Source organism: uncultured Winogradskyella sp. (assembly GCF_947495255.1).
Lineage (GTDB): Bacteria > Bacteroidota > Bacteroidia > Flavobacteriales > Flavobacteriaceae > Winogradskyella.
In genome coordinates this window covers 111,033-135,324 of sequence record NZ_CANLYI010000005.1, presented here as the reverse complement: position 1 = coordinate 135,324, position 24,292 = coordinate 111,033, and the positions used below count along the sequence as shown (strand labels likewise).

Annotated in this window: 21 protein-coding genes; 7 read left to right on the top strand and 14 right to left on the bottom strand. The window is 31.6% G+C overall.

Annotation, left to right across the window (positions count from 1 at the left end; all coding sequences use genetic code 11):
* Window positions 1–7: 7 nt before the first annotated feature.
* Together Q0807_RS09180 and Q0807_RS09175 are read right to left on the bottom strand one after the other, a co-directional pair.
* Entirely contained in the window at window positions 8–1,258 is a 1,251-nt protein-coding gene (locus Q0807_RS09180; protein WP_299108889.1) for an aspartate kinase, read from the bottom strand.
* Window positions 1,258–1,734, bottom strand: coding sequence for a GNAT family N-acetyltransferase (locus Q0807_RS09175; protein ID WP_299109342.1), 477 nt, complete (start codon window positions 1,732–1,734; stop codon window positions 1,258–1,260). Before Q0807_RS09175 ends, Q0807_RS09180 begins: the two co-directional genes overlap by 1 nt.
* A gap of 129 nt (window positions 1,735–1,863) precedes the next feature.
* Here Q0807_RS09175 and fbp point away from each other — a divergent pair, with 129 nt between their 5' ends.
* Window positions 1,864–2,874, top strand: coding sequence for a class 1 fructose-bisphosphatase (gene fbp / locus Q0807_RS09170; RefSeq protein WP_299108887.1), 1,011 nt, complete (start codon window positions 1,864–1,866; stop codon window positions 2,872–2,874).
* Between the two features lie 72 nt (window positions 2,875–2,946).
* Here fbp and Q0807_RS09165 read toward each other — a convergent pair whose 3' ends face one another.
* A complete protein-coding gene (locus tag Q0807_RS09165; protein ID WP_299108885.1) occupies window positions 2,947–3,378 on the bottom strand; it encodes a TerB family tellurite resistance protein in 432 nt (143 codons plus the stop codon).
* A 172-nt stretch (window positions 3,379–3,550) separates the two neighbouring features.
* Here Q0807_RS09165 and mfd point away from each other — a divergent pair, with 172 nt between their 5' ends.
* The 4 genes from mfd to Q0807_RS09145 are packed head-to-tail and all read left to right on the top strand — an operon-like array spanning window position 3,551 to window position 9,480.
* The gene (gene mfd / locus Q0807_RS09160; protein ID WP_299108883.1) at window positions 3,551–6,883 is read left to right on the top strand and encodes a transcription-repair coupling factor; all 3,333 of its coding nucleotides are present in this window, start codon (window positions 3,551–3,553) and stop codon (window positions 6,881–6,883) included.
* Window positions 6,880–7,743: a DMT family transporter gene (locus Q0807_RS09155; RefSeq protein ID WP_299108881.1), complete on the top strand. Its 864-nt coding sequence runs from the start codon at window positions 6,880–6,882 to the stop codon at window positions 7,741–7,743. The genes mfd and Q0807_RS09155 overlap by 4 nt, the downstream gene beginning before the upstream one ends.
* Before the next feature lie 57 nt (window positions 7,744–7,800).
* The gene (locus Q0807_RS09150; protein ID WP_299108878.1) at window positions 7,801–9,102 is read left to right on the top strand and encodes a TlpA disulfide reductase family protein; all 1,302 of its coding nucleotides are present in this window, start codon (window positions 7,801–7,803) and stop codon (window positions 9,100–9,102) included.
* Window positions 9,103–9,111: 9 nt separating this feature from the next.
* Window positions 9,112–9,480: an HAD family hydrolase gene (locus Q0807_RS09145; protein WP_299108876.1), complete on the top strand. Its 369-nt coding sequence runs from the start codon at window positions 9,112–9,114 to the stop codon at window positions 9,478–9,480.
* 217 nt (window positions 9,481–9,697) lie between these two features.
* On the opposite strand, the gene Q0807_RS09140 is transcribed toward Q0807_RS09145, so the two are convergent.
* Window positions 9,698–10,648: a nicotinic acid mononucleotide adenyltransferase gene (locus Q0807_RS09140; protein ID WP_299108872.1), complete on the bottom strand. Its 951-nt coding sequence runs from the start codon at window positions 10,646–10,648 to the stop codon at window positions 9,698–9,700.
* 212 nt (window positions 10,649–10,860) lie between these two features.
* On the opposite strand from Q0807_RS09140, the gene Q0807_RS09135 reads away from it, so the two are divergent.
* Window positions 10,861–11,862, top strand: coding sequence for an NAD(P)H-dependent glycerol-3-phosphate dehydrogenase (locus Q0807_RS09135; protein WP_299109340.1), 1,002 nt, complete (start codon window positions 10,861–10,863; stop codon window positions 11,860–11,862).
* Window positions 11,863–12,093: 231 nt separating this feature from the next.
* On the opposite strand, the gene Q0807_RS09130 is transcribed toward Q0807_RS09135, so the two are convergent.
* The 8 genes from Q0807_RS09130 to Q0807_RS09095 form a co-directional block, all read right to left on the bottom strand.
* A complete protein-coding gene (locus Q0807_RS09130; RefSeq protein ID WP_299108871.1) occupies window positions 12,094–12,489 on the bottom strand; it encodes a hypothetical protein in 396 nt (131 codons plus the stop codon).
* 18 nt (window positions 12,490–12,507) lie between these two features.
* A complete protein-coding gene (locus Q0807_RS09125; RefSeq protein ID WP_299108870.1) occupies window positions 12,508–13,101 on the bottom strand; it encodes a TetR/AcrR family transcriptional regulator in 594 nt (197 codons plus the stop codon).
* Between the two features lie 12 nt (window positions 13,102–13,113).
* Entirely contained in the window at window positions 13,114–14,532 is a 1,419-nt protein-coding gene (locus Q0807_RS09120) for an efflux transporter outer membrane subunit (RefSeq protein WP_299108869.1), read from the bottom strand.
* A 4-nt stretch (window positions 14,533–14,536) separates the two neighbouring features.
* Entirely contained in the window at window positions 14,537–17,674 is a 3,138-nt protein-coding gene (locus tag Q0807_RS09115) for an efflux RND transporter permease subunit (protein WP_299108867.1), read from the bottom strand.
* Window positions 17,675–17,696: 22 nt separating this feature from the next.
* Window positions 17,697–18,827: an efflux RND transporter periplasmic adaptor subunit gene (locus Q0807_RS09110; RefSeq protein WP_299108864.1), complete on the bottom strand. Its 1,131-nt coding sequence runs from the start codon at window positions 18,825–18,827 to the stop codon at window positions 17,697–17,699.
* 26 nt (window positions 18,828–18,853) lie between these two features.
* Window positions 18,854–19,357, bottom strand: a complete 504-nt coding sequence (locus tag Q0807_RS09105) for a GbsR/MarR family transcriptional regulator (protein ID WP_173302112.1) — start codon at window positions 19,355–19,357, stop codon at window positions 18,854–18,856.
* 171 nt (window positions 19,358–19,528) lie between these two features.
* On the bottom strand, window positions 19,529–20,548 hold the full coding sequence (gene pheS, locus Q0807_RS09100; RefSeq protein ID WP_299108858.1) for a phenylalanine--tRNA ligase subunit alpha: 1,020 nt from the start codon (window positions 20,546–20,548) through the stop codon (window positions 19,529–19,531).
* Between the two features lie 70 nt (window positions 20,549–20,618).
* Window positions 20,619–20,975 (bottom strand): hypothetical protein, encoded by a 357-nt coding sequence (locus Q0807_RS09095; protein ID WP_299108856.1) that lies wholly within the window; start codon window positions 20,973–20,975, stop codon window positions 20,619–20,621.
* 230 nt (window positions 20,976–21,205) lie between these two features.
* Between Q0807_RS09095 and Q0807_RS09090 the strand changes: the two genes are divergently transcribed.
* Window positions 21,206–21,709, top strand: coding sequence for a CvpA family protein (locus Q0807_RS09090; RefSeq protein ID WP_299108854.1), 504 nt, complete (start codon window positions 21,206–21,208; stop codon window positions 21,707–21,709).
* Between the two features lie 13 nt (window positions 21,710–21,722).
* On the opposite strand, the gene Q0807_RS09085 is transcribed toward Q0807_RS09090, so the two are convergent.
* Together Q0807_RS09085 and Q0807_RS09080 are read right to left on the bottom strand one after the other, a co-directional pair.
* Window positions 21,723–22,076, bottom strand: coding sequence for a DUF6686 family protein (locus Q0807_RS09085; RefSeq protein WP_299108852.1), 354 nt, complete (start codon window positions 22,074–22,076; stop codon window positions 21,723–21,725).
* Window positions 22,077–22,092: 16 nt separating this feature from the next.
* Window positions 22,093–24,276 carry a PepSY domain-containing protein gene (locus Q0807_RS09080; protein WP_299108850.1) on the bottom strand — a complete coding sequence of 728 codons (2,184 nt, stop codon included), beginning with the start codon at window positions 24,274–24,276 and terminating at the stop codon, window positions 22,093–22,095.
* Window positions 24,277–24,292 lie beyond the last annotated feature (16 nt).

Genomic DNA, 24,292 nt, shown 5'->3' with positions numbered 1-24,292 from the left:
GTAAAGTTTATTTAGTTACTATTTGTACTGTACCTTGTGTTAATTGCTTCAATAATAACGTTTTATCTTTTTCTAGATCCTGTATGGCAGCGTCATTATAATGTCTAATAGTATATAGACTGACATTTTCGTTGCATGTTACATTAAATTTAGCCTTTAAATGCTGTAACAGTTTTTCTAAATTATCAAATAAATTATCAATACAAACAGAAAAACTTATTGCTGAATTCTGAATCACATCAACCTTCATTTTATATAAGTGTAACAAACTAAATATATCACTAATATTTTCTTCCATAATGTATGAAAAATCTAAAGATGACAATGATATTAGGGTTTGATTTTTCTTTACAATAAAACAAGGCACTTCTGGCACTAGTGCTTCTCCTTTACTTACACGCGTACCTTCTGCCTCTGGATTTAAAAACGATTTTACATACAACGGAATTTCTTTTTGTTGCAACGGTTGTAATGTTTTTGGATGAATTACCGATGCTCCGTAAAATGCCAACTCAATAGCCTCTCTGTATGAAATTTGATGTAATAATTGTGTATTTTCAAAATAACGCGGATCGGCATTTAAAACACCAGGAACATCTTTCCAAATCGTTACACTGTTAGCATTTAGGCAATATGCAAAAATTGCAGCTGTGTAATCACTCCCTTCTCTGCCTAAAGTAGTGGTAAAATTATTAGCATCGCTTCCCAAAAAACCTTGAGTAATATTTAAAATACTTGAATTTAAGTTAGATGAAATATTAGCTTGCGTTGCTTCCCAATTTACATTAGAGCGTCTGTAATAATTATCTGTTTTTATAAATTCTCTAACATCAACCCAATTGTTTTTTAAGCCAATTTCGTTAAGGTAATGACTAATAATAGTAGTTGAAATTAATTCACCGTAACCAATAACTTGATCATAAACATAATTGTAATCTGGTGATTTATTGCTTTTAAAAAAAGTGTTTAATTCATCAAAAAGCGCTTTTACAACTGTAAATACTTGGTGACGATTATTATCAAACAAATCTACTAAAATATCATTATGGCATTTAATTACTTCGTGAATTGCGCTTTGTAATTCGTCTTTATTTTCAAAATAATTTTTAATGACCAATTCCATTTTATTGGTTGTTTTTCCCATTGCTGAGACAACAACCAATGTATTATCATAACCTGTAGTTTGTAATACTTTTGCCAAGTTTTTTACGCCATCTGCATCTTTAACTGATGCGCCTCCAAATTTATAAACTCGCATTATATTTGGTTTAAATAATTAGTGATTCCGTTTTCATCTAATTGCACAACATTCCAATCTCGCATAACATTTGCGCCTTTGCTTTCATAAAATTTTATGGCTGGCTCGTTCCAATCTAAAACTTCCCAACAAACACGTTTAACACCTAATTGTTTTGCATGCTTTACAACAGCATCTAAAAGTAACGTACCTAAACCCTTACCTCTACATGTTTCGCTTACAATGAGATCTTCTAAATGTAAAACTTCTCCTTTCCATGTAGAATATCTAGGATAGACTAAAGCAATTCCTTGTATTATAGCATCTATTTCTAATACAAAACAAGTGAATTTTGGATAGACTCCAAAACCATCATTTTCTAAATCAGAAATACTTATTTCTACTGCATCTGCTTCTTTTTCAAAAATCGCCAATTCTTTAATGAGTTCTAGCACTCTTGGCATGTCTTGTATATTGGCTAATCTTGGTTGGTTCATAGGTGACATAAAAGGAAATCTCAAATATAATCTAAACTCACTTTACAAAACAACTAATTTCATCTACGAAAACGTTATAGTTTGTTAAAAAATGCGATATTTGTACGCTACTAATCAATAAATTACTTCATGTCTAAAAGAAATCAAACCTTAGGTGAATTTATAATTGAAAACCAATCATCCTTTAAATATACCTCAGGAGAACTTTCCAGGTTAATTAACTCTATTCGTTTAGCTGCTAAAGTGGTAAATCACGAAGTTAATAAAGCTGGCCTCGTAGATATCATTGGTGCTGCTGGTGATACTAATATTCAAGGTGAAGATCAGCAAAAGCTGGATGTATATGCTAATGATAAGTTTATACAAACCATGACAAAACGAAATATTGTTTGTGGTATTGCTAGTGAAGAGGAAGACGATTTTATTGCTATTAATAGCCAAGATGAGAATCACCAAAACAAATATGTGGTTTTAATTGATCCTTTAGATGGATCATCTAACATTGATGTTAATGTATCAGTAGGTACTATTTTTTCTATCTACAGGCGTGTAACTCCTGTTGGAACACCCGTAACTATTGACGATTTCCTACAAAAAGGAAGTCAACAAGTAGCTGCTGGTTATGTTGTTTATGGTACATCTACTATGCTTGTATATACTACAGGACATGGTGTTAATGGATTTACTTTAAATCCTGCAATTGGGTCATTTTATTTATCGCACCCAGATATGGAATTCCCGGAAAATGGTAACATTTATTCTGTTAACGAAGGAAACTATACACACTTTCCTTTGGGCATTAAAAAATATATTAAATACTGCCAAGAGGAAGAAGGAGACAGACCATACACGTCTCGTTACATTGGTTCTTTAGTTTCTGATTTTCATAGAAACATGATAAAAGGTGGTATTTACATGTATCCTAAAAGTTCTAAAGCAACTAACGGAAAATTACGTTTGTTATATGAATGTAACCCTATGGCATTTTTAGCAGAACAAGCTAATGGTAAAGCAAGTGATGGCTATACGAGAATAATGGATATTAAACCTACAGAATTACACGAGCGAGTACCATTTATTTGTGGTAGTAAGAATATGGTTGAAAAAGCAGAGGAATTTATGCGCGACAATGTTGAATAAAAAAAATACTATTATATAAAAAAAGCAACCTAAAATTTAGGTTGCTTTTTTTATTTATGTAGGTTTAAAAAACTACTTATTCATACCTTTCATCTCTTCAATAAAAGTATCAGAATCAACTTTATCATATGCCAATGCTAAAGCCTTATCAGCAATGTACTTTACGTTTTGAGCATGAAAACCTAAACCAACACAAAGCTTTTCTAATAACCAATGCTGATTAGGACCTTCAATATCATCTGCCCAAACCATACGAGACAAATCATATAAACGCTCTAAACGATCATCGTAAGAATGTGGTGCGTTAATAGGATGCGAGCTATAGTTCTCTAAAATATCTTTGTAATCGTGCTCCGAAATATCTAATCGTGTTGCTAAACGGTCTAAAAAAGCTCTCTCTTTATCTGTAATTACACCATCACTCATCGCAACTCTAACAATGGCTGCAAAATGGTCTTCATTACGTTTTTTAAATCCGCTATCGAATAAATCTGAAAATGACATATATCTATTTATTTAAAAATCTAATTATTAATTCTGAACAAATATAATTCTATTCAAAGAATTATCATTAACTCATTTAAACTTTTTGAATTATAACAAATTGAAAAAGTTTGAAATAGTACATAAATGAACGCATCAAAAATTTTATATTTGTAACTCCAAAATAAGAAACTTGAGTAAAGTATCTATTGCCCAAACATTCGTACAGACTTTGCAACTGCAAAATCTGCAAACTGCTATTGCCCAAACTGAAATAAAAACACATTTAAAAGGCCTTGTTGGCTCTTCATTTTCTATTACAGTTGCAGAAACTTTTAAAAAAGCAGACAAACCCTTTTTACTGGTTTTTGATGACAAAGAAGAAGCTGCTTTTTACCTTAACGATTTAGAACAACTCATCAATGATAAGGATGTTTTGTTTTATCCTGGCAGTTATCGCAGACCATACCAAATTGAAGGAACTAACAATGCCAACGTGCTTTTACGTGCTGAAGTTTTAAACCGAATTAATTCGCCTAAAAAACCATGTATCATTGTCACCTATCCTGATGCGCTTTTTGAAAAAGTAGTCACAAAAAAAGAACTTGAAAAGAACACCTTAAAAATTTCTGTTGGCAACGAATTAAGTATCGATTTTGTTAACGAAGTTTTATTTGAATACAAGTTTAAACGTGTAGATTTTGTTACAGAACCTGGTGATTTCTCTGTACGAGGTGGTATTGTAGATGTGTTTTCATTTTCGCATGACGAACCTTATAGAATTGAGTTTTTTGGTGATGAAGTAGATAGTATTAGAACATTTGATGTCGAAACCCAACTATCTACAGAGCGTATTAAAAAGGTAAACATTATACCAAATGTAGCTAACAAACTTATTGCAGAAGCACGCGAAAGTTTCTTAAAATATATTTCTAATAAAACAGTAGTTTTTACTAAAAATGCCTCATTAATATTTTCTAGAATCGATGATTTTTATGGAAAAGCTGAGGAAGCTTTCAATAATTTAAATAGCGAAATAAAACATGCTTTGCCTGAAGAATTATTCTGTAATTCAGAATTATTAAAACGTCAATTTTTAGAATATCATTTAATTGAGTTTGGTTCTGAAGCTATGTTTGCCAAACAACTTATTGCATTCTATACACAACCGCAACCAGCATTTAATAAACAATTTAATTTATTAATTGAAAATTTAAATAAAAACCATGCCAACGGAATAACCAATTACATTGCTTGTGTTAGCGAGCAACAAGCTAAACGTTTTCATGATATTTTTGATGATGCTGAGCAAAAAGTACATTATAAAACCATTGTACTTTCATTATATCAAGGTTTTATAGATACTGAACATAATATTGCAATTTATACGGATCATCAAATTTTTGATCGTTATCATAAATTCCATCTTAAAAATGGTTACGCCAAAAAGCAAGCAATTACTTTAAAAGAATTAACAAATCTTGAAATTGGTGATTACGTTACACACATTGATCATGGTATTGGAAAATTTGGAGGACTACAAAAAATTGATGTCGAAGGAAAAAAACAAGAAGCCATAAAATTGGTTTACGGAGAGCGCGATATTTTATACCTCAGCATTCACTCCTTACATAAAATAACCAAGTTTAACGGTAAAGATGGTAAACCACCAACAGTTTATAAATTAGGAAGTAAAGCTTGGAAAGTTTTAAAACAAAAAACCAAGTCTCGTGTTAAGGAAATTGCCTTCAACCTTATAAAACTCTATGCAAAACGAAAGCTGAAAAAAGGGTTCCAGTATGCTCCAGATAGCCACATGCAACTAGAGCTTGAAGCATCCTTTATTTATGAAGATACACCCGATCAAATCACGTCTACTGAAGATATCAAAGCAGATATGGAAAGTGAGCGACCAATGGATCGTCTTATTTGTGGTGATGTTGGTTTCGGTAAAACGGAAGTTGCCATTAGAGCTGCTTTTAAAGCGGTAGATAATGGAAAACAAGTTGCCGTTTTAGTACCGACAACAATTTTAGCTTATCAACATTCTCGAACATTCAAAGAACGTTTAAAGGATTTTCCGGTTACTGTAGATTATGTTAACCGATTTAGAACGGCCAAAGAAAAACGTGAGACTTTAGAGGGTTTAGAAAAAGGAAGTGTAGATATTATTATTGGCACACATCAACTCGCTAATAAAAACGTAAAGTTTAAAGATTTAGGTTTACTTATTGTTGATGAAGAACAGAAATTTGGTGTTGCTGTAAAGGAGAAATTAAAAACTATAAAGGAAAACGTCGATGTATTAACGCTTACAGCGACTCCAATCCCTAGAACGCTTCAGTTTAGTTTAATGGCTGCACGAGATTTATCCGTGATTAATACGGCACCTCCAAACAGATATCCTATTGAGAGTAATGTCATTCGGTTTGGAGAAGAAACCATTAGAGATGCTGTGAGTTATGAAATACAACGTGGAGGACAAGTATTTTTCATCCATAATAGAATTGAAAATATTAAAGAAGTTGCTGGTATGCTTCAACGTTTAGTACCAGATGCTAAAATTGGTATTGGTCATGGACAAATGGATGGCAAAAAACTAGAACATTTAATGCTTGCTTTTATGAATGGTGAGTTTGATGTTTTAGTCAGTACAACTATTATAGAAAGCGGTCTAGATGTACCAAACGCAAATACTATTTTCATTAATAATGCTAATAATTTTGGCCTAAGTGACTTACACCAAATGCGAGGACGTGTTGGTCGTAGCAACAAAAAAGCTTTTTGTTATTTCATTACACCAGAGTATTCTGCAATGACTGCAGATGCTAGAAAACGAATTACTGCTTTAGAGCAATTTACAGAGTTAGGTAGCGGATTTAATATTGCCATGAAGGATTTAGAGATTCGTGGCGCAGGTGATTTATTAGGAGGAGAACAAAGTGGATTTATTAGTGATATTGGTTTTGACACCTATCAGAAAATATTAAACGAGGCGATAGAAGAATTAAAAGAAACGGAGTTTTCAGATTTATATAAAGATGATGGGAAACCGAAAAAATACGTTAAGGAGATTACTATTGATACAGATTTCGAATTATTATTCCCAGATGATTACATTAATAATATTACAGAACGTTTAAACCTATATACCAAACTAAACGGCATAAAAACCGAAGAAGAACTCGCTAAATTTGAAACTGAAATTATTGACCGTTTTGGTGAATTACCAACTCAAGTTTCAGATTTATTAGATAGTGTAAGATTGAAATGGATTGCTACTAAAATGGGAATTGAAAAACTGATCATGAAGCAAGGTAAAATGATTGGCTATTTTGTACAAGACCAACAAAGTGGTTTTTATCAAAGTGAGTCATTTACTAAGGTTTTACAATTTGTGCAGAAGAATGTAGGTAAATGTAAAATGAAAGAAAAACAAACCAGAAAAGGTTTGCGATTATTACTTACATTCGAGAAAATAAAATCTACCAAGCAGGCATTAGCCGCTCTATCTGATATGCAATGAGTGAAAAAAGCCATGTAAACAATCTCTTATTATTAATTTTTGCAACCGTTTGCTTAAGTACTTCTGGTCCATTAGGCAAATTTATTGATATGCCAACGGTTGTAATCATTTGGTGGAGATCCATTTTAGCTATGGTTTTTCTATTTACATTTTGCACCTTTAAAGGCATTAGTTTAAAAATTGGTAATAAAAGAGACCGCTTTACTTTTTTTATTGCTGCACTATTAATGGGAGCACATTGGATTACTTATTTCTATGCTTTAAAGTTATCTAATGTTGCTATAGGTATGATTTCGTTATTTACATTTCCTGTTATTATAGCATTGTTAGAGCCTTTTTTTTCAAAAACAAAATTAGACCCAATTCATATTGTTTTAGGTATTATTGTAATGGTCGGAATTTATTTCTTGACTCCAGAATTTGATATAAAAAACAATTATTTACAAGGAATTCTTTGTGGTATTCTATCTGCCGTTTGCTATGCATTAAGAATATTAATATTAAAAGGGCAAGTCGCTAACTACAATAGCACTATGTTAATGTTCTATCAAGTTGCCATAGTAACTGTGTTATTAGCTCCTGTTTTATTTTTTATGGACAGTTCAAATATTAAAACACAATATCCTTACGTTTTACTATTAGCATTAGTAACCACATCTATTGGACACACTTTATTTGTAAACAGTTTAAAATACTTTAAAGCAAGTACAGCTAGTATTATTGGGAGCACACAACCTGTATTCGGAATCATAATTGCATTCTTTTTCTTGAATGAAATACCAACTATACATACATTTGTTGGTGGCTCTTTAATATTAGCAACCGTTATCATAGAAAGTGTAAGGTCTAAAAAACAGTAATTACCCTAAAGTGGCTCAATTTTTGAAGCTAAATTGTAGACAAAACAGTATATAAAAATGAAGAAAATCTTAATCATCTTACTAGTATTACCATTTATTTCTTTTGCTCAAACCATCAAAGGAACATTTTCACCAGCCGAGGATTATTCTTATGCTTTTTTATATAAAGCATCGCCAGAAGGTGCTAATTATATTGACAGAGGACAATTAGATAGTAATGGACAGTTTGAAATAAAGCTAAAGGATTCTTTAGAAGCAGGTATCTATAAGATTGTTTATGCTATTCCACCAGAAGAAAATAATTTCGATTTTATCTTCGATGGTAAAGAATCGGTTGACTTTAATTTTAGTCAAGAAGAAGGTGTAGAATTCACAGAATCTGAAGAAAATAAACTGTGGATGTCTTATCTTAAAAGTATTGAAATGGTTAACCATACCATAACTAACTACTACAGTAAAAACAATGCAGATAAAGAAGGGTTTGATGCCATTTTTAAAACTTTAAAAGATACTCAATTAGCTTATGAAGATTTAGCAAAAGACAGATTGGCTATTAATTTCATTTCAGCCAACCGACCATATATACCAACGCAATACGAAGACATTTCGACCTACTCAAAAAACTTAAAACAACATTATTTAAGTCAGGTTGATTTCAGTAATTACTTACTACAGAGTTCTACGTTTTTAACGGATCGCGTAACCTCTTATGTCTTTAACATGGTACAAAATCCAAGCCAAGACACTTATAAATCTCACATCGATGATGTCGCAAATGCTATTTCTAATGACTATTTAATTATTAAAACTAGCTTATTAGAAATGCTATGGCATCAATTTGTTACTGCAGAGAATCATGAAATTGCCAATTATATTACAGATAATTATCTATTAGAACTAGCTAAAGCAACTAATAATAAAGTATTAGAAGAGATGGTGACATCATTTAAAAATACGTCTATAGGAACTGTAGCTCCAAATTTTGATATTACTTCTAACGGACAAAACACAAGTTTACATCAATTAGAAGGTGCAGATTATTACTTACTTGTTTTTTGGAGTAGTGCATGCGGACACTGTTTAGACGAATTGCCAAAAGTAAAAGAAATGGTTGCTAACAAACCCAACCTAAAAGTGGTTGCTTTTGGTTTAGAAAAAGAAGATAACAATTGGGATAAAGAAATTAAAAACTATCCAGACTTTATACATCAAATCGGATTAAACAAATGGGAAAACCTAACGGTTATAACCTATGGCGTTTCTGCGACACCAATGTATTTTCTTCTAAGTGCTGATAAAATTATTATGGCTAAACCTTATGAATTTAAAGACTTAGAGGTTTTATTGAAAGATTTGTAGAATAATTTAATGAATATTAGCTCTGATTTAGACCGTACTTTAATTCCAAATGGAAAAGAGTTTAATACTTATCAAAATAGTATAATCGCAAGTCTCTTTGGTCTTGAAGAACTCAGAAAAGGTACTAAAGAGCTAATTAAAGATTTACAAAACCAAGGTCATACTATTCATATTTATACAACCTCATTTCGTTCAAAATTTAGAATAAGAACTACTCTAAAATACTATGGCATAAAAGTTAACCGTATCATTAATCAAACCGAAACCATTCATGCTTCAAAATATCCTCCTGTATTTAATTTTGATATTCATAATGATGATTTAAAAGGTATTGGTATCGAAGGAGACAAACTTAACTTTAAAACTATTATCTGTTAATCCTAATGATAAACAATGGACTAAAACAATTCTAAACAGTCAAAAAGAACGTATCGATATTACAAAACAAAAAGAAAACGCTCAGTAAAACAAGTGTTTTATCTGAGCGTTTTGAAACTAAATAACCAACCAAAATTTAGTTTCGTGTGTTCTCCTTTATTATTTTTTAAATGTCACACGGAACACTCAAATTAATATTATATTTTATGATTCAAAATCATTTTTGAGTGTTTCTTGTATTTTCTCTAGTATTCTCTACTTTCTTTGTTTTTTGCTTACGCTTTTTAAGTTCGTCAGATTGTATCTCTGATTTACCTTGCGTAGGCGCATCTCTATAATACTGTATGTATCCTTTTCCTTTAAATTCATAAACTGTACCAGAATTTGAGTGGAACAACTCTACCGTATTATCATCAATAACGCTGAGTTCAAAGAATTCATTGTCAAAGAAATCATAATCTAATGTTAATGTTTTTACGTACATATTTCCTGATACATTTCCAACGTCATAGCTTCCCGTAAAATCCCAATAGATGTTATCTGGATTGTATATGTTGCCATCTTGAGAGCTTCTAAAAGTATCATCATTTCCTCCAGATAAAAACTGAAGATAATTCTCATTATCAAAGTCATTTAAGGCTCCAAAATTACTTGTGTATGTTTTTTCCCAAGCTTCGTATTCTTGTAAGAAATAATGAATATTATCATAAAACACATAGTCGTAATCAAAATTAGAACGTTGGTAACCCTCTAAAAAATAAGACGTATCGTTAAAAGGATTATATAATTCAATGGTATTATTATCAATTTGGTAAACATCAAAACTATCGTAACCATCTATAATGTGATTAATATCTAAAACCATATCATAAGCGTCATAAGTTCCTATTTCTACACCATAACCATTTCCTTGGCTTCCTAAACCAACTAAATTATTATTCGCATACATAAGACCATTTCTAAAAGAAACCGTAAATGCTACCTGTAAAAATGGTGTTTCACCATAACCTTGAGTTTCATTAATATTAACGTACCACAAATCGTAAGAATTTAATAACTGATTTAACGATATTGAAGGCTCATCTATATAATGTGTTTCTTCTACATAACATGATGTAAATAATGTTGCAACAAATGCAAATCCTAATAGTAGTTTTAAAGTTTTCATAATCTTATGGTTTTAAGGTTATACAATGTTTAGTTTCAAAACGTGTGCCAAAAAATCTTTAGAAGATTAAAAAAATGTATCATTAAGCGCAATAAAAATCATATAAAGCCAAGTAAACATAGACTTAGACAACATATAATAAGACTCTGAATTATGGCTAATAATTCTCTAAATTTTCCTTACATTTGATATACAAATTTGATTTTATCGCTATGGGTAATACCACAAAATATGCCGTTTTTGGTGCAGGAAGTTGGGCAACTGCCATTGTAAAAATGCTTTGCGAAAACCAAGATGAAATTGGTTGGTACATGCGAAGCGTTTATGCAAAAGAGCACATCTTAAAAGAAAAACATAACCCAAGTTATTTGAGCTCTGTAGAATTTCATACAGAACAATTAAAACTAAGTAATGATATAAATGAAATTGCAGATTGGGCAGATGTACTGATTTTTGTTATTCCGTCTGCTTTTATACATGCAGAATTACAAAAGCTAACCACAGATATTAGCAATAAAATTATTGTGTCTGCCGTAAAAGGTATAATGCCAGAAACAGGAAAATTAGTTGGTGAGCAATTTCATGATGAATATAATATTCCGTTTGAAAACATTGCCGTTATTGCTGGTCCTTGCCACGCAGAAGAAGTGGCTTTAGAGCGTTTATCTTATTTAACAATTGCTTGTGACGATATTAAAAAAGCACAAGCCATTGCAGATAATTTATCGAGCGATTACATTAAAACCAAAACTAGTGATGATGTTATTGGTATAGAATACGCAGTAATGCTTAAAAATATTTATGCTATTGCAGCCGGAATTGCGCATGGATTGGGTTATGGTGATAATTTTCAGAGTGTATTGATGAGTAATTCTATTAGAGAAATGAAACGATTCATTAAAAAAATGCATAAGATGAAACGTAACATTAATAACTCGGCTTACTTAGGTGATTTATTAGTTACAGGTTATTCTATCTTTTCTCGAAACCGAATGTTCGGAAACATGATTGGTAAAGGCTACACCGTAAAATCTGCACAAATGGAAATGAACATGGTTGCAGAAGGTTACTATGCTACAAAAAGTGCTTTTGAATTAAATAAAAAGAACAAGAAAAAAACGCAACTTCCTATTATAAATGCCGTTTACGATATTTTATATGAAGGAAAAGATGCTAAGAAAGTGTTTGCTAAGTTGACGGATAAGTTGGATTAGCTATTCCTTTGAAATCGAAGATTCACGAATTCAAAATTATTGAAATAAAATCAATGAGTAAAAAAGGAATCTCATCATTGGTAATTAATTTATAGTTGAGCTTTACTCCGCACTTTTTTCAAACATGCAAAAGGATGTTATTTTAAGCCCTAAGGAAATTATTTACCAACTTTAACTCACTACTATTGCATGATATCTATTAACTAAGAGATTCCTGCCTTTGCAGGAATGTTACTTTACCAAAATACCACGTAACTGCATCAAAGGAATTGTCTGCAATGCTTTTTCATTTATCGTATTTTTTCTGAATACATATGTTTTATCAAACATTTTGTTGCCTTCAAAAAACGTGATTTTAAACTCGTTATTAAGCTCTAAAACTTTTTCTTGTAAGTATTCAATCTTAGCATAACTTCTTGCTGGCAATTTTGCGATAGTATGACGCATTACTGGTGTTAATTTTTTATCGTTATAACCTCTAGAAACTATAAGGACGGTTTCTAAATCATTATCGCTATTGTTAATGATATAGGCATTCCAATCTTGGGTTTTATATTCAATATGTTGTTCTTGTACCACAGCAACGTGCACATCTTTAACCTCTGGTATTTTTATGTCTTTTTTCATTACGCAAAAATAATTATTCTACTCCAAATAAGAATTAGAATAGTCACTACTTATTATTCCTTTTAAATTATAAATAACCAAATGCTTAAAAAGCGCTTCTTCTGTGTAAGATTCAAATAAACTATCCCTTTTAAACACCAAGTTATCAACTCTATAAAAATAGAGTTTCACTACTAACTCTACGTCAATATCTTTTCTAATACTACCAGCTTCTTTGGCTTTTACAAGTAAATCTAAAACAATAGAATTACTTAATTCTTCAATAAAATTATGATATAACGTGTTTGCTTTTGGGTAATACTTTTCTAAACCAAAAAGAAAAGAGGGTTTAAAGTATTTTAAATACTCAAACCCTCTCTGGTAAATTAATATAACACTCAAAATAGGGTCTTTACCATTGCTATTAATCACCCTATTTATATCTTCCTTAAATTCATTGATAAGACTTTCTACACTGCTAGTGACTAGGTCTTCTTTATTTTTAAATAATGAATAAATTGTCTTTTTCGATATGCCAAGCTCATTCGCTAAATCATCTAATGTGACATGTTTACTCCCAAATTGGGTAAACTGTTCAATAGAACATTTTAACAATGCTGCTTTAGTAATCATGTTTATCTTATTTTATCTCCAACCACCACCAAGAGCTTCGTATAAATCTACTACAGCAACTAGTTGTTGTAATTTGCTATCTATAATGTTAAGCTCTGCACTTAATGCACTTTGTCTTGCTGTTAATAAATCTAAGTAATTTGCATAACCGTTTTTAAGTAATTCTTCTGAATTGGCTTCAGCAGTTCGTAAGGCTTCAACTTCGTTTTTTCTGAATTCGAATTTTCTAGTTTCCGCTTCATAAGTAAATAAAGCATTAGACACTTCATTACCTGCAACCAATAAGGTTTTCTTGAAATTAAGCAAAGCAGTTTCCTGATTTGCTAATGCAACTTCTTTCTGGGTTTTTAGCTTACGCTGATTTAAAAGCGGTTGTGTTAAGCCTCCAACTACTGTTGCGAATAAAGAACTTGTATTAAACAAATCGTCTAACTGTAAACTTTGCAATCCTCCAGAAGCTGTAAGCGTAAGCGATGGATAAAAGCTACTGTTTGCAACATTAGTTAATTCAAAAGATTGAATTAAACCATATTCTGCAGCCATAACGTCTGGTCTATTACTTAACAATGTTGCTGGAACACCCAATTTTAAATCCTGGTCAATTTTCTGTGTATCTAAACTGGCTCTTTCAAAATCTTGTGCAGATTTACCTAACAAAATACTTAAAGTATTTTCTGTTTTAAAAATGGCAGTTTCTATATCTACTTGCAATGCTCTTGCGCTATTGTATTGTGCTATATTTTGGTCAACAGCAACCTGTGTTACTTGGCCTGCGTCCTTTAATGCTTTTATAGTTTCTACACCACTTTCTCTGGTTGCAACAGTTTGTTTTGTGATTTCTAATTGCGCATCTAAAGCCAATAAATTGTAATAGGTATTCGCGATACTAGAAATCAACTGTGTTTTCACAGCCTGATGACCAGCTACACTTTGTAAATAAGAAGCTTGTGTTGCTCTTTTATTACTTCTAATTTTACCCCAAATATCTGCTTCCCAAGAAAGGTTTGCAGTAACATCATAAGTATCTAAACCACCACTAAAAATGGAACCAAATTGGCTATTTTCTGAATATTCTTGATGTGTATAGTTAGGACCAGCACTTAACGTTGGAAAATAACCTGCTTTACCCTGTTTTGCATAAGCTTCTGCAGCTATCATTTGCTGAATTGCCATACGTACATCCATATTATTCTGCAGACCTTCTTCTATATATTGTTGAAGATATTGGTCTGTAAATAAATTTTTCCAAGATACATCTGCAATAGACACACTATCTGTTGGTAAATTATCCGTTCTATAAAGTGCTTCAGTTTCCGTTTGTAAATCTGGTCTTGAATAATCTTTTGCAACAAAACAACTTTGTAATGTTAATGCAACGACTACTAATAAAGCACCTTTATTAAAATTTCTATGTTTTATAATTGATTTCATTTTCTTATTCTTCAATAGTTTGTACTGCTGGTTTACTAGAAACTTTTTCTTGTAACCACTGAAATAATATAAATAGGATTGGAATTACGAAGACTCCCAAAAGGGTTCCAATTAACATTCCACCTGCTGCACCAGAACCAATAGAATTGTTTCCTTCAGAACCTACACCTTTTGCAAGTGCTAATGGCATCAATCCTAAAATAAAGGCAAAGGATGTCATTAAAATAGGACGTAAACGTGCCTTAGCACCTTGTATCGCAGAATCTACGATGGTCTCACCTCGCTTTCTCCTTGCTAATGCAAACTCTACAATAAGTATGGCATTTTTAGCTAATAGACCAATAAGCATAATCAAGGCAATTTGGAAATAAATATTGTTTTCTAAACCTAAAAACTTGGTTGTTATATAGGCTCCAAATACACCAAACGGTAAGGACAATACCACAGCAAATGGTAGTAAATAACTTTCGTATTGCGCACTTAATAAGAAGTATACAAACAGAATACTCAATATAAATATAAACGTGGTTTGATTTCCTGCATTAACCTCTTCACGTGTTAAACCAGAATATGCAACCGTATAATTACTTGGTAATTTTGCAACTTCTTCTTCAATAACTCTAATGGCATCACCTGTACTAAAACCTTCATTAGTAGCACCAGAAATCATGGTAGAATTAAATAAGTTGAAACGCGTTACCGATTGAGGTCCATACACTCTTTTAAGCGTTACAAATTGTGTAATTGGTGTCATTTCGCCAGAATCTGTTCTTACATACATACTATTTAAAGCATTTTCGTCTGCTCTGTCTTCTGGTAATGCTTGTATGTAAACTCTAAATTGTTTACCAAATCTAGAAAAATCTGATGCGTAAATTCCACCTATATAACCTTGTAATGTTGAAAATATGCTGGTTACAGAAACCCCTTTTTCTTTTGCTAGAGGGACGTTAACTTCCATTTCGTATTGTGGATAGCTTGTACTAAATGATGACTGTGCATATTTAATTTCTGGATGACTCATTAAAGCCATAGAGAACTCTTTATTCGCTTTATCTAAATCTGAAAATTCGCCACCAAACTTGTCTAATAAATTAATTTCAAATCCTGAAGAGTTACCAAAACCACGAATACTTGGTGGTGAAAAGAAAATGATATTAGCATCTGGAATACCTGCTGCTACACCAAATAATTTTCCGGTAATCGCTTGTGCTGAAAGTGATGGGTCTGTTCTGTCTGCCCAATCTTCAAGTTTTATAATACCGAAACCAAAATTACTACCTGCTCCACTAATTAAACTTCTACCTTTAATAAAATTAATAGCCGCAATACCTTCTATGTCTAATGCTCTATCGTACAATTTTCTTGCTACAGCATCTGTTCTATCTAAGGATGCTCCTGGTGGCAACTCAATATTTGCAAATACAATACCTCTATCTTCATTAGGTACAAATCCTGTTGGAGTTGTCATTGATGCCCAATAAATTCCGGCTCCTGCAATTATTAAAAGTAATACTGAAATAAATTTTTTCTTGTATAAAAACTCAAGTGATTTACCATAACGGTTTACAGTAGCATCAAACCCACGATTAAACAATGTGTAAAAACGTTTTAATGGACTTTTTCCTTTTAACTCTTCGTCATCTTTATGTTCTTTTAATAATAGAGCACACAAAGCGGGACTTAATGTTAAGGCGTTTACTGCCGAAATAAGAATAGCAATAATTAACGTTACACCAAATTGCTCGTAAAACACACCTGTAGGACCTGTAATAAATGTTACAGGAATAAATACTGCTGCCATTACTAATGTAATAGAAATAATAGCGCCAGAAATCTCGTTCATTGCTGTTAATGTTGCCTTTTTCGGATTGTGTTCACCTTCATCCATTTTTGCATGGACGGCTTCCACAACTACAATGGCATCATCTACTACAATACCAATAGCTAATACTAAAGCAAACAGGGTTAATAGGTTAATGGAATAGCCAAAAACATTTAAGAAAAAGAACGTACCAATAATTGAAACTGGTACTGCAATTGCAGGAATTAACGTAGATCGAAAATCTTGTAAGAAGATAAATACCACTAAGAAAACTAATAAAAAGGCTTCAAGTAAAGTACTAACTACTTTTTCTATAGATGCATTTAAGAATAAACTTGTATCATATGGCACAAATACATCTAAGCCATCAGGTAAATCTGCTTTTACCTTTTCTAAAGTTGTTTTAATGTTTTCAATAATTTCTTGAGCGTTAGAACCTTTAGTTTGAAAGATTCCCATAAATACAGCAGGATTTCCTTTACTCATTGCGTTAGATGCATAAGATTGCGCATCTAATTCAATTGTAGCAACATCTTTTAAACGTAAAAACTCTCCGTTTCCTAAGGCTTTAATTACGATATCGCTGTATTGCGCTTCATCTTTAAATCGTCCACTATACGTTAAAGTATATGAAAATGATTCACCATTATTCTGACCTAAAGAACCTGCTGCTGCTTCTAAATTTTGTTCGGCTAAAGCTGCAGAAATATCTGAAGGGATTAAATTATAAGATGCTAATTTCTCTGGATTCAGCCAAATACGCATAGCATAATCTTGTTGCGAGAATACACTAACATCACCAACACCACTAATACGTTGCATTGCCGGAATTACGTTAATTTTTAAATAATTCTGAATAAATGTAGCATCATAATTGTCGCTTTCCGAATACATGGAAATAAACATTAACGCACTAGTTTCTTGCTTCTGTGTTATAATACCTGTCTGGGTAACTTCTGATGGTAACAATGGTGTTGCTCTGGCAACACGGTTTTGTACGTTTACTGCTGCAATATCTGCATCAATTTCTTGATTAAAGTAAACTGTAATTTCGGCTGCTCCTGTATTAGATGCTGTAGAGGTAATGTACGTCATCCCTTCCACACCGTTTATTTGTTCTTCTATAGGAATGATAACACTCTCTAGAACAGTTTCTGCATTTGCACCTGTATAATTTGCCGTCACCTTAATTGTGGGTGGCGCAATATCTGGATATTCCTCTATAGGTAAGGAAGTTATACTAATAACTCCCAGTAAAACTATGATAATAGAAATTACTGTCGAAAGCACTGGTCTTTCAATAAATGTTTTTAACATGACTAATATGTATTTTAATTATCTAATTTCTGAATAACGTTGCAACTGGAGTAATAGCTTCCTCAAATGAAGTTTCTTGAGGTGAAATTGCCATACCATTTCTCAATTTGCCAACACCAGAAACTATGATTTTATCACTTACATCTAGACCAGATTCTACAACATATAAATTATCTACAGTGCCTTTAATCTTTATGATGGCAGTTTCAACTTTGTTGTTTTCTCCAAGTTTAAAGATCATAACATTTCCTTGTTGCTCAAAAGTTGCCGTTTGAGGGACAACTATGGCATCTTTATATTCTATTGGAAATCTAATTTTACCACTATTTCCATTAGTTAAAATTTCTTTTGGATTTTTAAAGGCAGCTCTAATTTGAATTGTTCCTGTACTTTGGTTAATCTGACCAGTACTTGTTTGAATACGTCCTTTTTCAGAATATTCCTTTCCATTAGCTAAAATCAAACTTAAGTCTGGAGAATTTTTAATACGTTCCGCTTTTGTTTTTCCTTCAGATCGTTGTAAATGGTCTATATATTGCGCTTCATTAAAACTAAAAAAGGCATAAACTTCATCAATTTCACTAACGGTTGTTAAAGGCGTTGCATCACTTGGACTAATTAACGCACCTTCTCTAAAGTTAATAGAACCAACATAACCATCAATAGGACTTTTAATGGTTGCATAGCCAATACTTGCAGAAACACTACTATAATTAGCTTGTGCTTGTGCTAAATTTGCTTTTGCAGTTTCTAACTGTACTGCACTAATAATGTTTTTTTCTACAAGAGGAATTAATTTATCTACCTCCACTTGTGCAACATTAACTTGTGCTTTTGCTGCACCAGCATCTTGACTTAAAGATTGTGTTTCTAATTTAAACAACACTTGCCCTTTACGTACTTTTTGACCTTCATCTACATATACTTTTTCAATATATCCAGAAGTTTTAGCTCTTACATCACTATTTACTCTACCCTCTATAGTTGCAGGATAATCGGTGTAACCTGTTACCGTTTTTACTTGCAATTGAGAAACAGGAAATGGTGCAGGAGGTGCTTCTGCTGCAGGTTTGTTTTGTTCGCTATTACCACAGCTTACAATGACTAAGAATACACTTAGCATTAATAGGTTATATAAATTATTCTTTTTCATTTTTTGGTTTATTATTTTGGTTTTCTTTAAATATGGAATTTTTTATCTATCAATTTTTCTCTTAATTCTTTAACCGAAACTGTCGCTTCATCTACAAACTTCACATAATCATTATGAAAGGTTAAATCGAATTTATCATCTTCATTTTTAATATTTTTTTGGTTTTCAGATTCTTTATATGCTTTAATTTCTAAATGAATTTCACGCTCTTGATCCCAATGACTTATCATTCTATCAACATGTTGAATAATTGTATTTTTATCAATTATAAAATACTTCTTACGATCCCCTGTTTTTGTGAAATATTCTATTTTATTTAAATCTTGTAAATGATTAAGATGTGTTGATATTGTACTCTTACTTGCACAAAGTACACTTACCATATCTTCAAAAGTAGCTCCTCTTTTACCTGTTAGTATTATGTAAGACAAAATACGGGCAGCAACAGGTGCTAATTGCTCTCTAGCTTCTAAATGAACGCCTAGTTTTTCAACTAAATTCATTTTTTTTTGGCAGATATTTTCTTTCATTTTTTATGCTTTTATTACTGTGTTATGAAAACGAAATAATCACGTACGGTAAAATTCTATGCAAATATATATTATTAGTTCGGAACAAACCGAACTAAACGAAGTTAAATTGTTGTTAAATAAAAAAGCCGACTGTTAACAGTCGGCTTTTGAAATATATTTTGGTGAAGTTTATAAGGCAGATTTAAACTGCTCTAAAAAACGTACATCATTTTCGCTTAATAAACGAATATCACTAATTTGGTTAAGCAACATTGCTATTCTGTCTATTCCCATTCCAAAGGCAAAACCTGAATATTCTTTAGAATCAATACCACAGTTTTCTAATACATTAGGATCAACCATACCACAACCCATAATTTCTAACCAACCTGTTCCTTTGGTAATTTTATAATCGGTTTCTGTCTCAAGTCCCCAATATACATCGACTTCTGCACTCGGTTCTGTAAACGGAAAATATGATGGACGCAATCTAATCTTAGATTTCCCAAACATCTCTGTAGTAAAATATTGTAAGGTTTGCTTTAAATCTGCAAAGCTCACATCCTTATCAATGTATAAACCTTCTACTTGGTGGAAAAAACAATGTGAACGTGCTGAAATAGCTTCATTTCTATAAACACGACCAGGTGAAATAGTTCTAATTGGTGGTTTATTGTTTTCCATATAACGCACTTGTACAGAACTTGTATGTGTACGTAATAAAATATCTGGATCTGTTTGAATAAAGAACGTATCCTGCATATCTCTTGCTGGATGGTATTCTGGCAAGTTTAATGCTGTAAAATTATGCCAATCATCTTCGATTTCTGGACCTTCACTCACATTAAATCCGATACGAGAAAAGATATCAATAATTTCATTTTTTACAATAGAAATTGGATGACGTGCACCAATAGCAATTGGTTCTCCAGGACGTGATAAATCACCATAAATCCCTTTATCTTCTTCCTGACTTTCTAATACCTCTTTTAATGCATTTACCTTATCCTCAGCTGTTTTCTTAAGCTGATTAATAGTTTGACCAAATTCTTTCTTTTGATCGTTTGCTACATTTTTAAACTCAGCAAAATATTCTTTTAAAAGTCCTTTTGAACCTAAATATTTAATTCTAAAAGCTTCAACCTCTTCTTTAGATTGTGCTTTAAAAGCTTCTGCTTCTGCTATGAGTTCTTTTATCTTATCTATCATGATTTCTATTCAAAAACGAGTGCAAATTTAGTTTTTTTTTGCGAGTTATGGTAGCTGAGCTCCTCTGAAACTACTCGATATATTCGGTTTCTACAAAATAATTTACAATAGCTTCTTTCATTAACACACTTTGTTCACCTGCTTTAAGATGTGGTAATTGCGCTAAAACCTTGTAATGTGGCCAACCGTCATCATCTACATAATCGAATTCATAAAACCCATAAGGCTCTAAAACTTTACAAATTGCTATATGCATTAAATCTAACTTGTGGTCTTTTTTGTATTCGCGATGTATTTGACCGAGCTCTTGTACACCAATAAGATATATAATAGAATCTAAATCTAATGTGTCTCCATCTGCAAACTGTTTAGAAAGTTTATCTACTACTAAATTCCATCGTTCTTTTAATTGTTCATCTCTTGCCATAGTCACTGCCCTTAAAAACGGAATCTCTTTAATTATTATTCCTTGTTTTAAAAATTCAAAGTTAAGAAACTAATGTATCTCAAATGTGATATTATTTTAAAATGAACAAAAAAGAATCTATTTCTTTAGGTCTAAAAAAACTAGGGCAACAGTAACTAAAATTCATGAACATGGTTTTAGAAAATTTCAACTTAAAAAAATCATGTATTTTTGTCTTAAACACTAACACTATGAGTATTATTGATATCATTTTAGCTGCCCTTCTATTATTCGGTTTTATACGAGGCATATTTAAAGGACTTTTTGTTGAAGTTGCTTCTTTAGTCGCGTTGGTTTTAGGTGTTTATGGTGCTATTCATTTTAGTGGTTTTGCCGCAGAATTTTTAGAGCCAAAAGTAGATTGGAATCAAAAGACCATAAACATAGTTGCCTTTGCCATAACGTTTGTTGTCATTGTTTTGGCTATAGGATTGGCAGGTAAAGCATTAACCAAACTAGCAGATTTCGCTGCTCTAGGTATTATTAATAAATTAGCAGGTGGTGTTTTTGGTGCATTAAAAATAGGAATGATCCTTAGTATTCTACTTATTGTTTTTGATAAAATGAACAATACTTTACCATTTATGGAACAAGAAGACTTAGAGGAAAGTATGCTTTATAAGCCTGTGAAATCTTTGGCTCCAATGATTTTTCCTAATATTATTAAGACGGAAGACGAACAAGAAACTACTTAAACCAAAAGCTTGGTTAATTTAAAATCATCATTGAATCAATATTGTCAACGTTTAAATAGGTATTAAATACATCTTCCTTATTACAGAATAAAAATTTTAATTCGTTTATTTCTTGTCTATTAAACATCAAAACTAAATTAGATTGTAATGAAGGTATTGGTATCTTACGTTTCACATTAGCATGTGCGTACTTGTGCTCCCAATAATCAGATTCAATGCTTAAGAGGTATTTCTTAAACTGTTTATATTGACTTACAGTAAACTCAAAATATATGTTGTTAAATTCTAAGTGATAGATATTACAGTTCTCACAAATAGATAATTCGCCATTACTCACTTTAGAAATTGTTTTTATTGAATTACACATAGCTTCTGTTTTTAGGTTAGTAACAATCTATTTTTATCTGATTTTTAAAAACTTCTAATGGTTCACTTAAATTTTGAATAGTTATAACATTCAAAATAGCCAACACATCCTTTTGCATCGCTAAAGAACCACAAATCATTATTACGCCTTTGTTCTTAATAGTCTCAGACACAAATAACGCATCGCGCTTTAATAAATCTTGAACATACTTTTTAGGTGTCTCTTTTGAAAATACTAGATTCAATCTCCTTATTTGATTCTTGTTTTGACTTTCTTTTATAGCTGAATTGTATAAATTAAAAGATTCATTTTGTCTTAAGCCACAATACAAATGTGTTTCTATTTGATTTGTGTTTTGAGCTATCATTCCTAAAAAAGGAGCTAGTCCTGTTCCATTGGAAATTAAGATTACTTTGGATGCTTTTTTAGGAAAATGAAATGCTGTATTTTGAAGTATTCTTGCTTTAAAGCTATCTCCTTTGTTTAACGAATTTAAGAAACCAGAACCTAATCCGTTTTGGTGTAACTTAACACTTAATTGGATGTTATTATTTACTTTACCAATGGAATACAACCGTTCCCTATAATCGTTTCTTGGGTAAATAGCTAGTAAATCTCCAGATGTGAATTTCTTGGTATTTGGTTTTAAAGTAATTAAAAATGTATCATCAGGATGCCCTTCTACTTTCGTTTTATTTACAACTGTAAGTGTATGATTGAGCCTTGGTTTAATTGCTAATTTTTCCTTAGAAATATGAACAGGAAGCTTTCTGTTTTCATTCCATAGATTAACCCATTCTACAAAAGATTCTACAGATTTATCGTTAATAGTACAAACGTTCAATTCTTGTTGAAACTGAAGATTCATTGCGCTATCAACATCAAAAGCAAACTTGCAAAAATTTGGGTATGCCAATGAGCCAAAACCAACAACCGTATAACTAATATCTCGCAACTGAACTACTGTTTTTAATCGCTCTAAAAACTTATTCGCATTAGTTGGTGCTTCGCCATCTCCATAAGTTGCAGTTAAAATAATAATATGTTCTACTTTACTAAAAGTATCATAATTATTAAGTTCTGTAATGTATACGGTTTCTCCTGCTTTTAATAATTGTTGCTGCAATTGAATAGCAAAAGGCAACGTGCTGCCGTTTTCTGAACCTACTAAAATCACATACTTACTGGCGTCTTTATTGTACTTGTTTTTTAATTTAGACTGTCTGCGTTTTAGAGTCATTGCAAAACCAGAATAGATAAAAAACAAAATATTTACCGTGGCAATAGCCAAAATAATAGACCATAAAATACTCCCTTGACCTGTGTGAAGGAGTAAACTTAAATCAGAAAAAAGGGTTACTAAAGGGTAATTTATTTCGTTTATAACGTCACCAGTAAATTGATTAACAAGAATTTCTTTGTCTTTTAGAGCTAAGATGAAATAATCTTCTACATCATCAGAAAATGGGAATTCTATGCTTTTTACTTCGGAAAGCTTTGTGTTTTTAAATATTGAAAAATCTTGAATATTCTGTTTCGAAGTTGCCGAAAGTGTTTCAAAATCTACTTGATGATTAGTGCTACTTTTTGGTAATAAATCGAATTTTTCAGCAGATAAATAAACGCCTGTAATCGTTATGATAATTATAGGAATTAACGACAGTCTACCTAAAACGACATGCCAATATTGGTTGAAGTTTTCATTAATAACTTTAGAGAAAAATTGTTTTAAGCCACCTTGTCTTTTAAGAATTAAAATGGTTCCGGAAACTGCAATCAAGAACAATAAAAAAGAACACAATCCTACAAAAAAGCGACCAATACTTTTTAAGAATAAGGACCTATGAAAATTAGTAACCCATTTAAAAAACTTAGATGTTACTATTTCATCACCTATAAATTCGGCTGTCTTAGGATCTATATAACCATTTAAACTTTCACCTTCGTTATTAACTACAGATGCTAATACAAATTGATTTGCATCGACTTGCACATCTAATACTTCAGGATATTTTTCATTGAGATGAAATATAGTTTCTGCAACAGTAACACTTTCAAAACCTGAAATCTTATAAGATTCTAGCTGTTCTGAAATTGGCTGAAACGCCAACATAATTCCAGTTACAGATGCTAATAAAATAAAAACAAAAGAAGATACAGCTAAAGTTAGGTGGCTGTATCTCCAAATTGAAATAGTCATGCTTTTTACTTTTTTG

Excerpts from the sequence above, each read along its gene's own strand:
- Q0807_RS09095 (WP_299108856.1), bottom strand. The coding sequence starts at position 20,975 with ATGGCAAGAGATGAACAATTAAAAGAACGATGGAATTTAGTAGTAGAT.
- Q0807_RS09125 (WP_299108870.1), bottom strand. The coding sequence starts at position 13,101 with ATGATTACTAAAGCAGCATTGTTAAAATGTTCTATTGAACAGTTTACC.
- Q0807_RS09145 (WP_299108876.1), top strand. The coding sequence starts at position 9,112 with ATGAATATTAGCTCTGATTTAGACCGTACTTTAATTCCAAATGGAAAA.
- Q0807_RS09175 (WP_299109342.1), bottom strand. The coding sequence starts at position 1,734 with ATGAACCAACCAAGATTAGCCAATATACAAGACATGCCAAGAGTGCTA.
- Q0807_RS09120 (WP_299108869.1), bottom strand. The coding sequence starts at position 14,532 with ATGAAATCAATTATAAAACATAGAAATTTTAATAAAGGTGCTTTATTA.
- Q0807_RS09115 (WP_299108867.1), bottom strand. The coding sequence starts at position 17,674 with ATGTTAAAAACATTTATTGAAAGACCAGTGCTTTCGACAGTAATTTCT.
- Q0807_RS09155 (WP_299108881.1), top strand. The coding sequence starts at position 6,880 with ATGAGTGAAAAAAGCCATGTAAACAATCTCTTATTATTAATTTTTGCA.
- Q0807_RS09180 (WP_299108889.1), bottom strand. The coding sequence starts at position 1,258 with ATGCGAGTTTATAAATTTGGAGGCGCATCAGTTAAAGATGCAGATGGC.
- Q0807_RS09090 (WP_299108854.1), top strand. The coding sequence starts at position 21,206 with ATGAGTATTATTGATATCATTTTAGCTGCCCTTCTATTATTCGGTTTT.
- Q0807_RS09105 (WP_173302112.1), bottom strand. The coding sequence starts at position 19,357 with ATGAAAGAAAATATCTGCCAAAAAAAAATGAATTTAGTTGAAAAACTA.
- pheS (WP_299108858.1), bottom strand. The coding sequence starts at position 20,548 with ATGATAGATAAGATAAAAGAACTCATAGCAGAAGCAGAAGCTTTTAAA.
- Q0807_RS09130 (WP_299108871.1), bottom strand. The coding sequence starts at position 12,489 with ATGAAAAAAGACATAAAAATACCAGAGGTTAAAGATGTGCACGTTGCT.
- Q0807_RS09135 (WP_299109340.1), top strand. The coding sequence starts at position 10,861 with ATGGGTAATACCACAAAATATGCCGTTTTTGGTGCAGGAAGTTGGGCA.
- Q0807_RS09080 (WP_299108850.1), bottom strand. The coding sequence starts at position 24,276 with ATGACTATTTCAATTTGGAGATACAGCCACCTAACTTTAGCTGTATCT.
- fbp (WP_299108887.1), top strand. The coding sequence starts at position 1,864 with ATGTCTAAAAGAAATCAAACCTTAGGTGAATTTATAATTGAAAACCAA.
- Q0807_RS09165 (WP_299108885.1), bottom strand. The coding sequence starts at position 3,378 with ATGTCATTTTCAGATTTATTCGATAGCGGATTTAAAAAACGTAATGAA.
- Q0807_RS09140 (WP_299108872.1), bottom strand. The coding sequence starts at position 10,648 with ATGAAAACTTTAAAACTACTATTAGGATTTGCATTTGTTGCAACATTA.
- Q0807_RS09150 (WP_299108878.1), top strand. The coding sequence starts at position 7,801 with ATGAAGAAAATCTTAATCATCTTACTAGTATTACCATTTATTTCTTTT.
- Q0807_RS09110 (WP_299108864.1), bottom strand. The coding sequence starts at position 18,827 with ATGAAAAAGAATAATTTATATAACCTATTAATGCTAAGTGTATTCTTA.
- Q0807_RS09085 (WP_299108852.1), bottom strand. The coding sequence starts at position 22,076 with ATGTGTAATTCAATAAAAACAATTTCTAAAGTGAGTAATGGCGAATTA.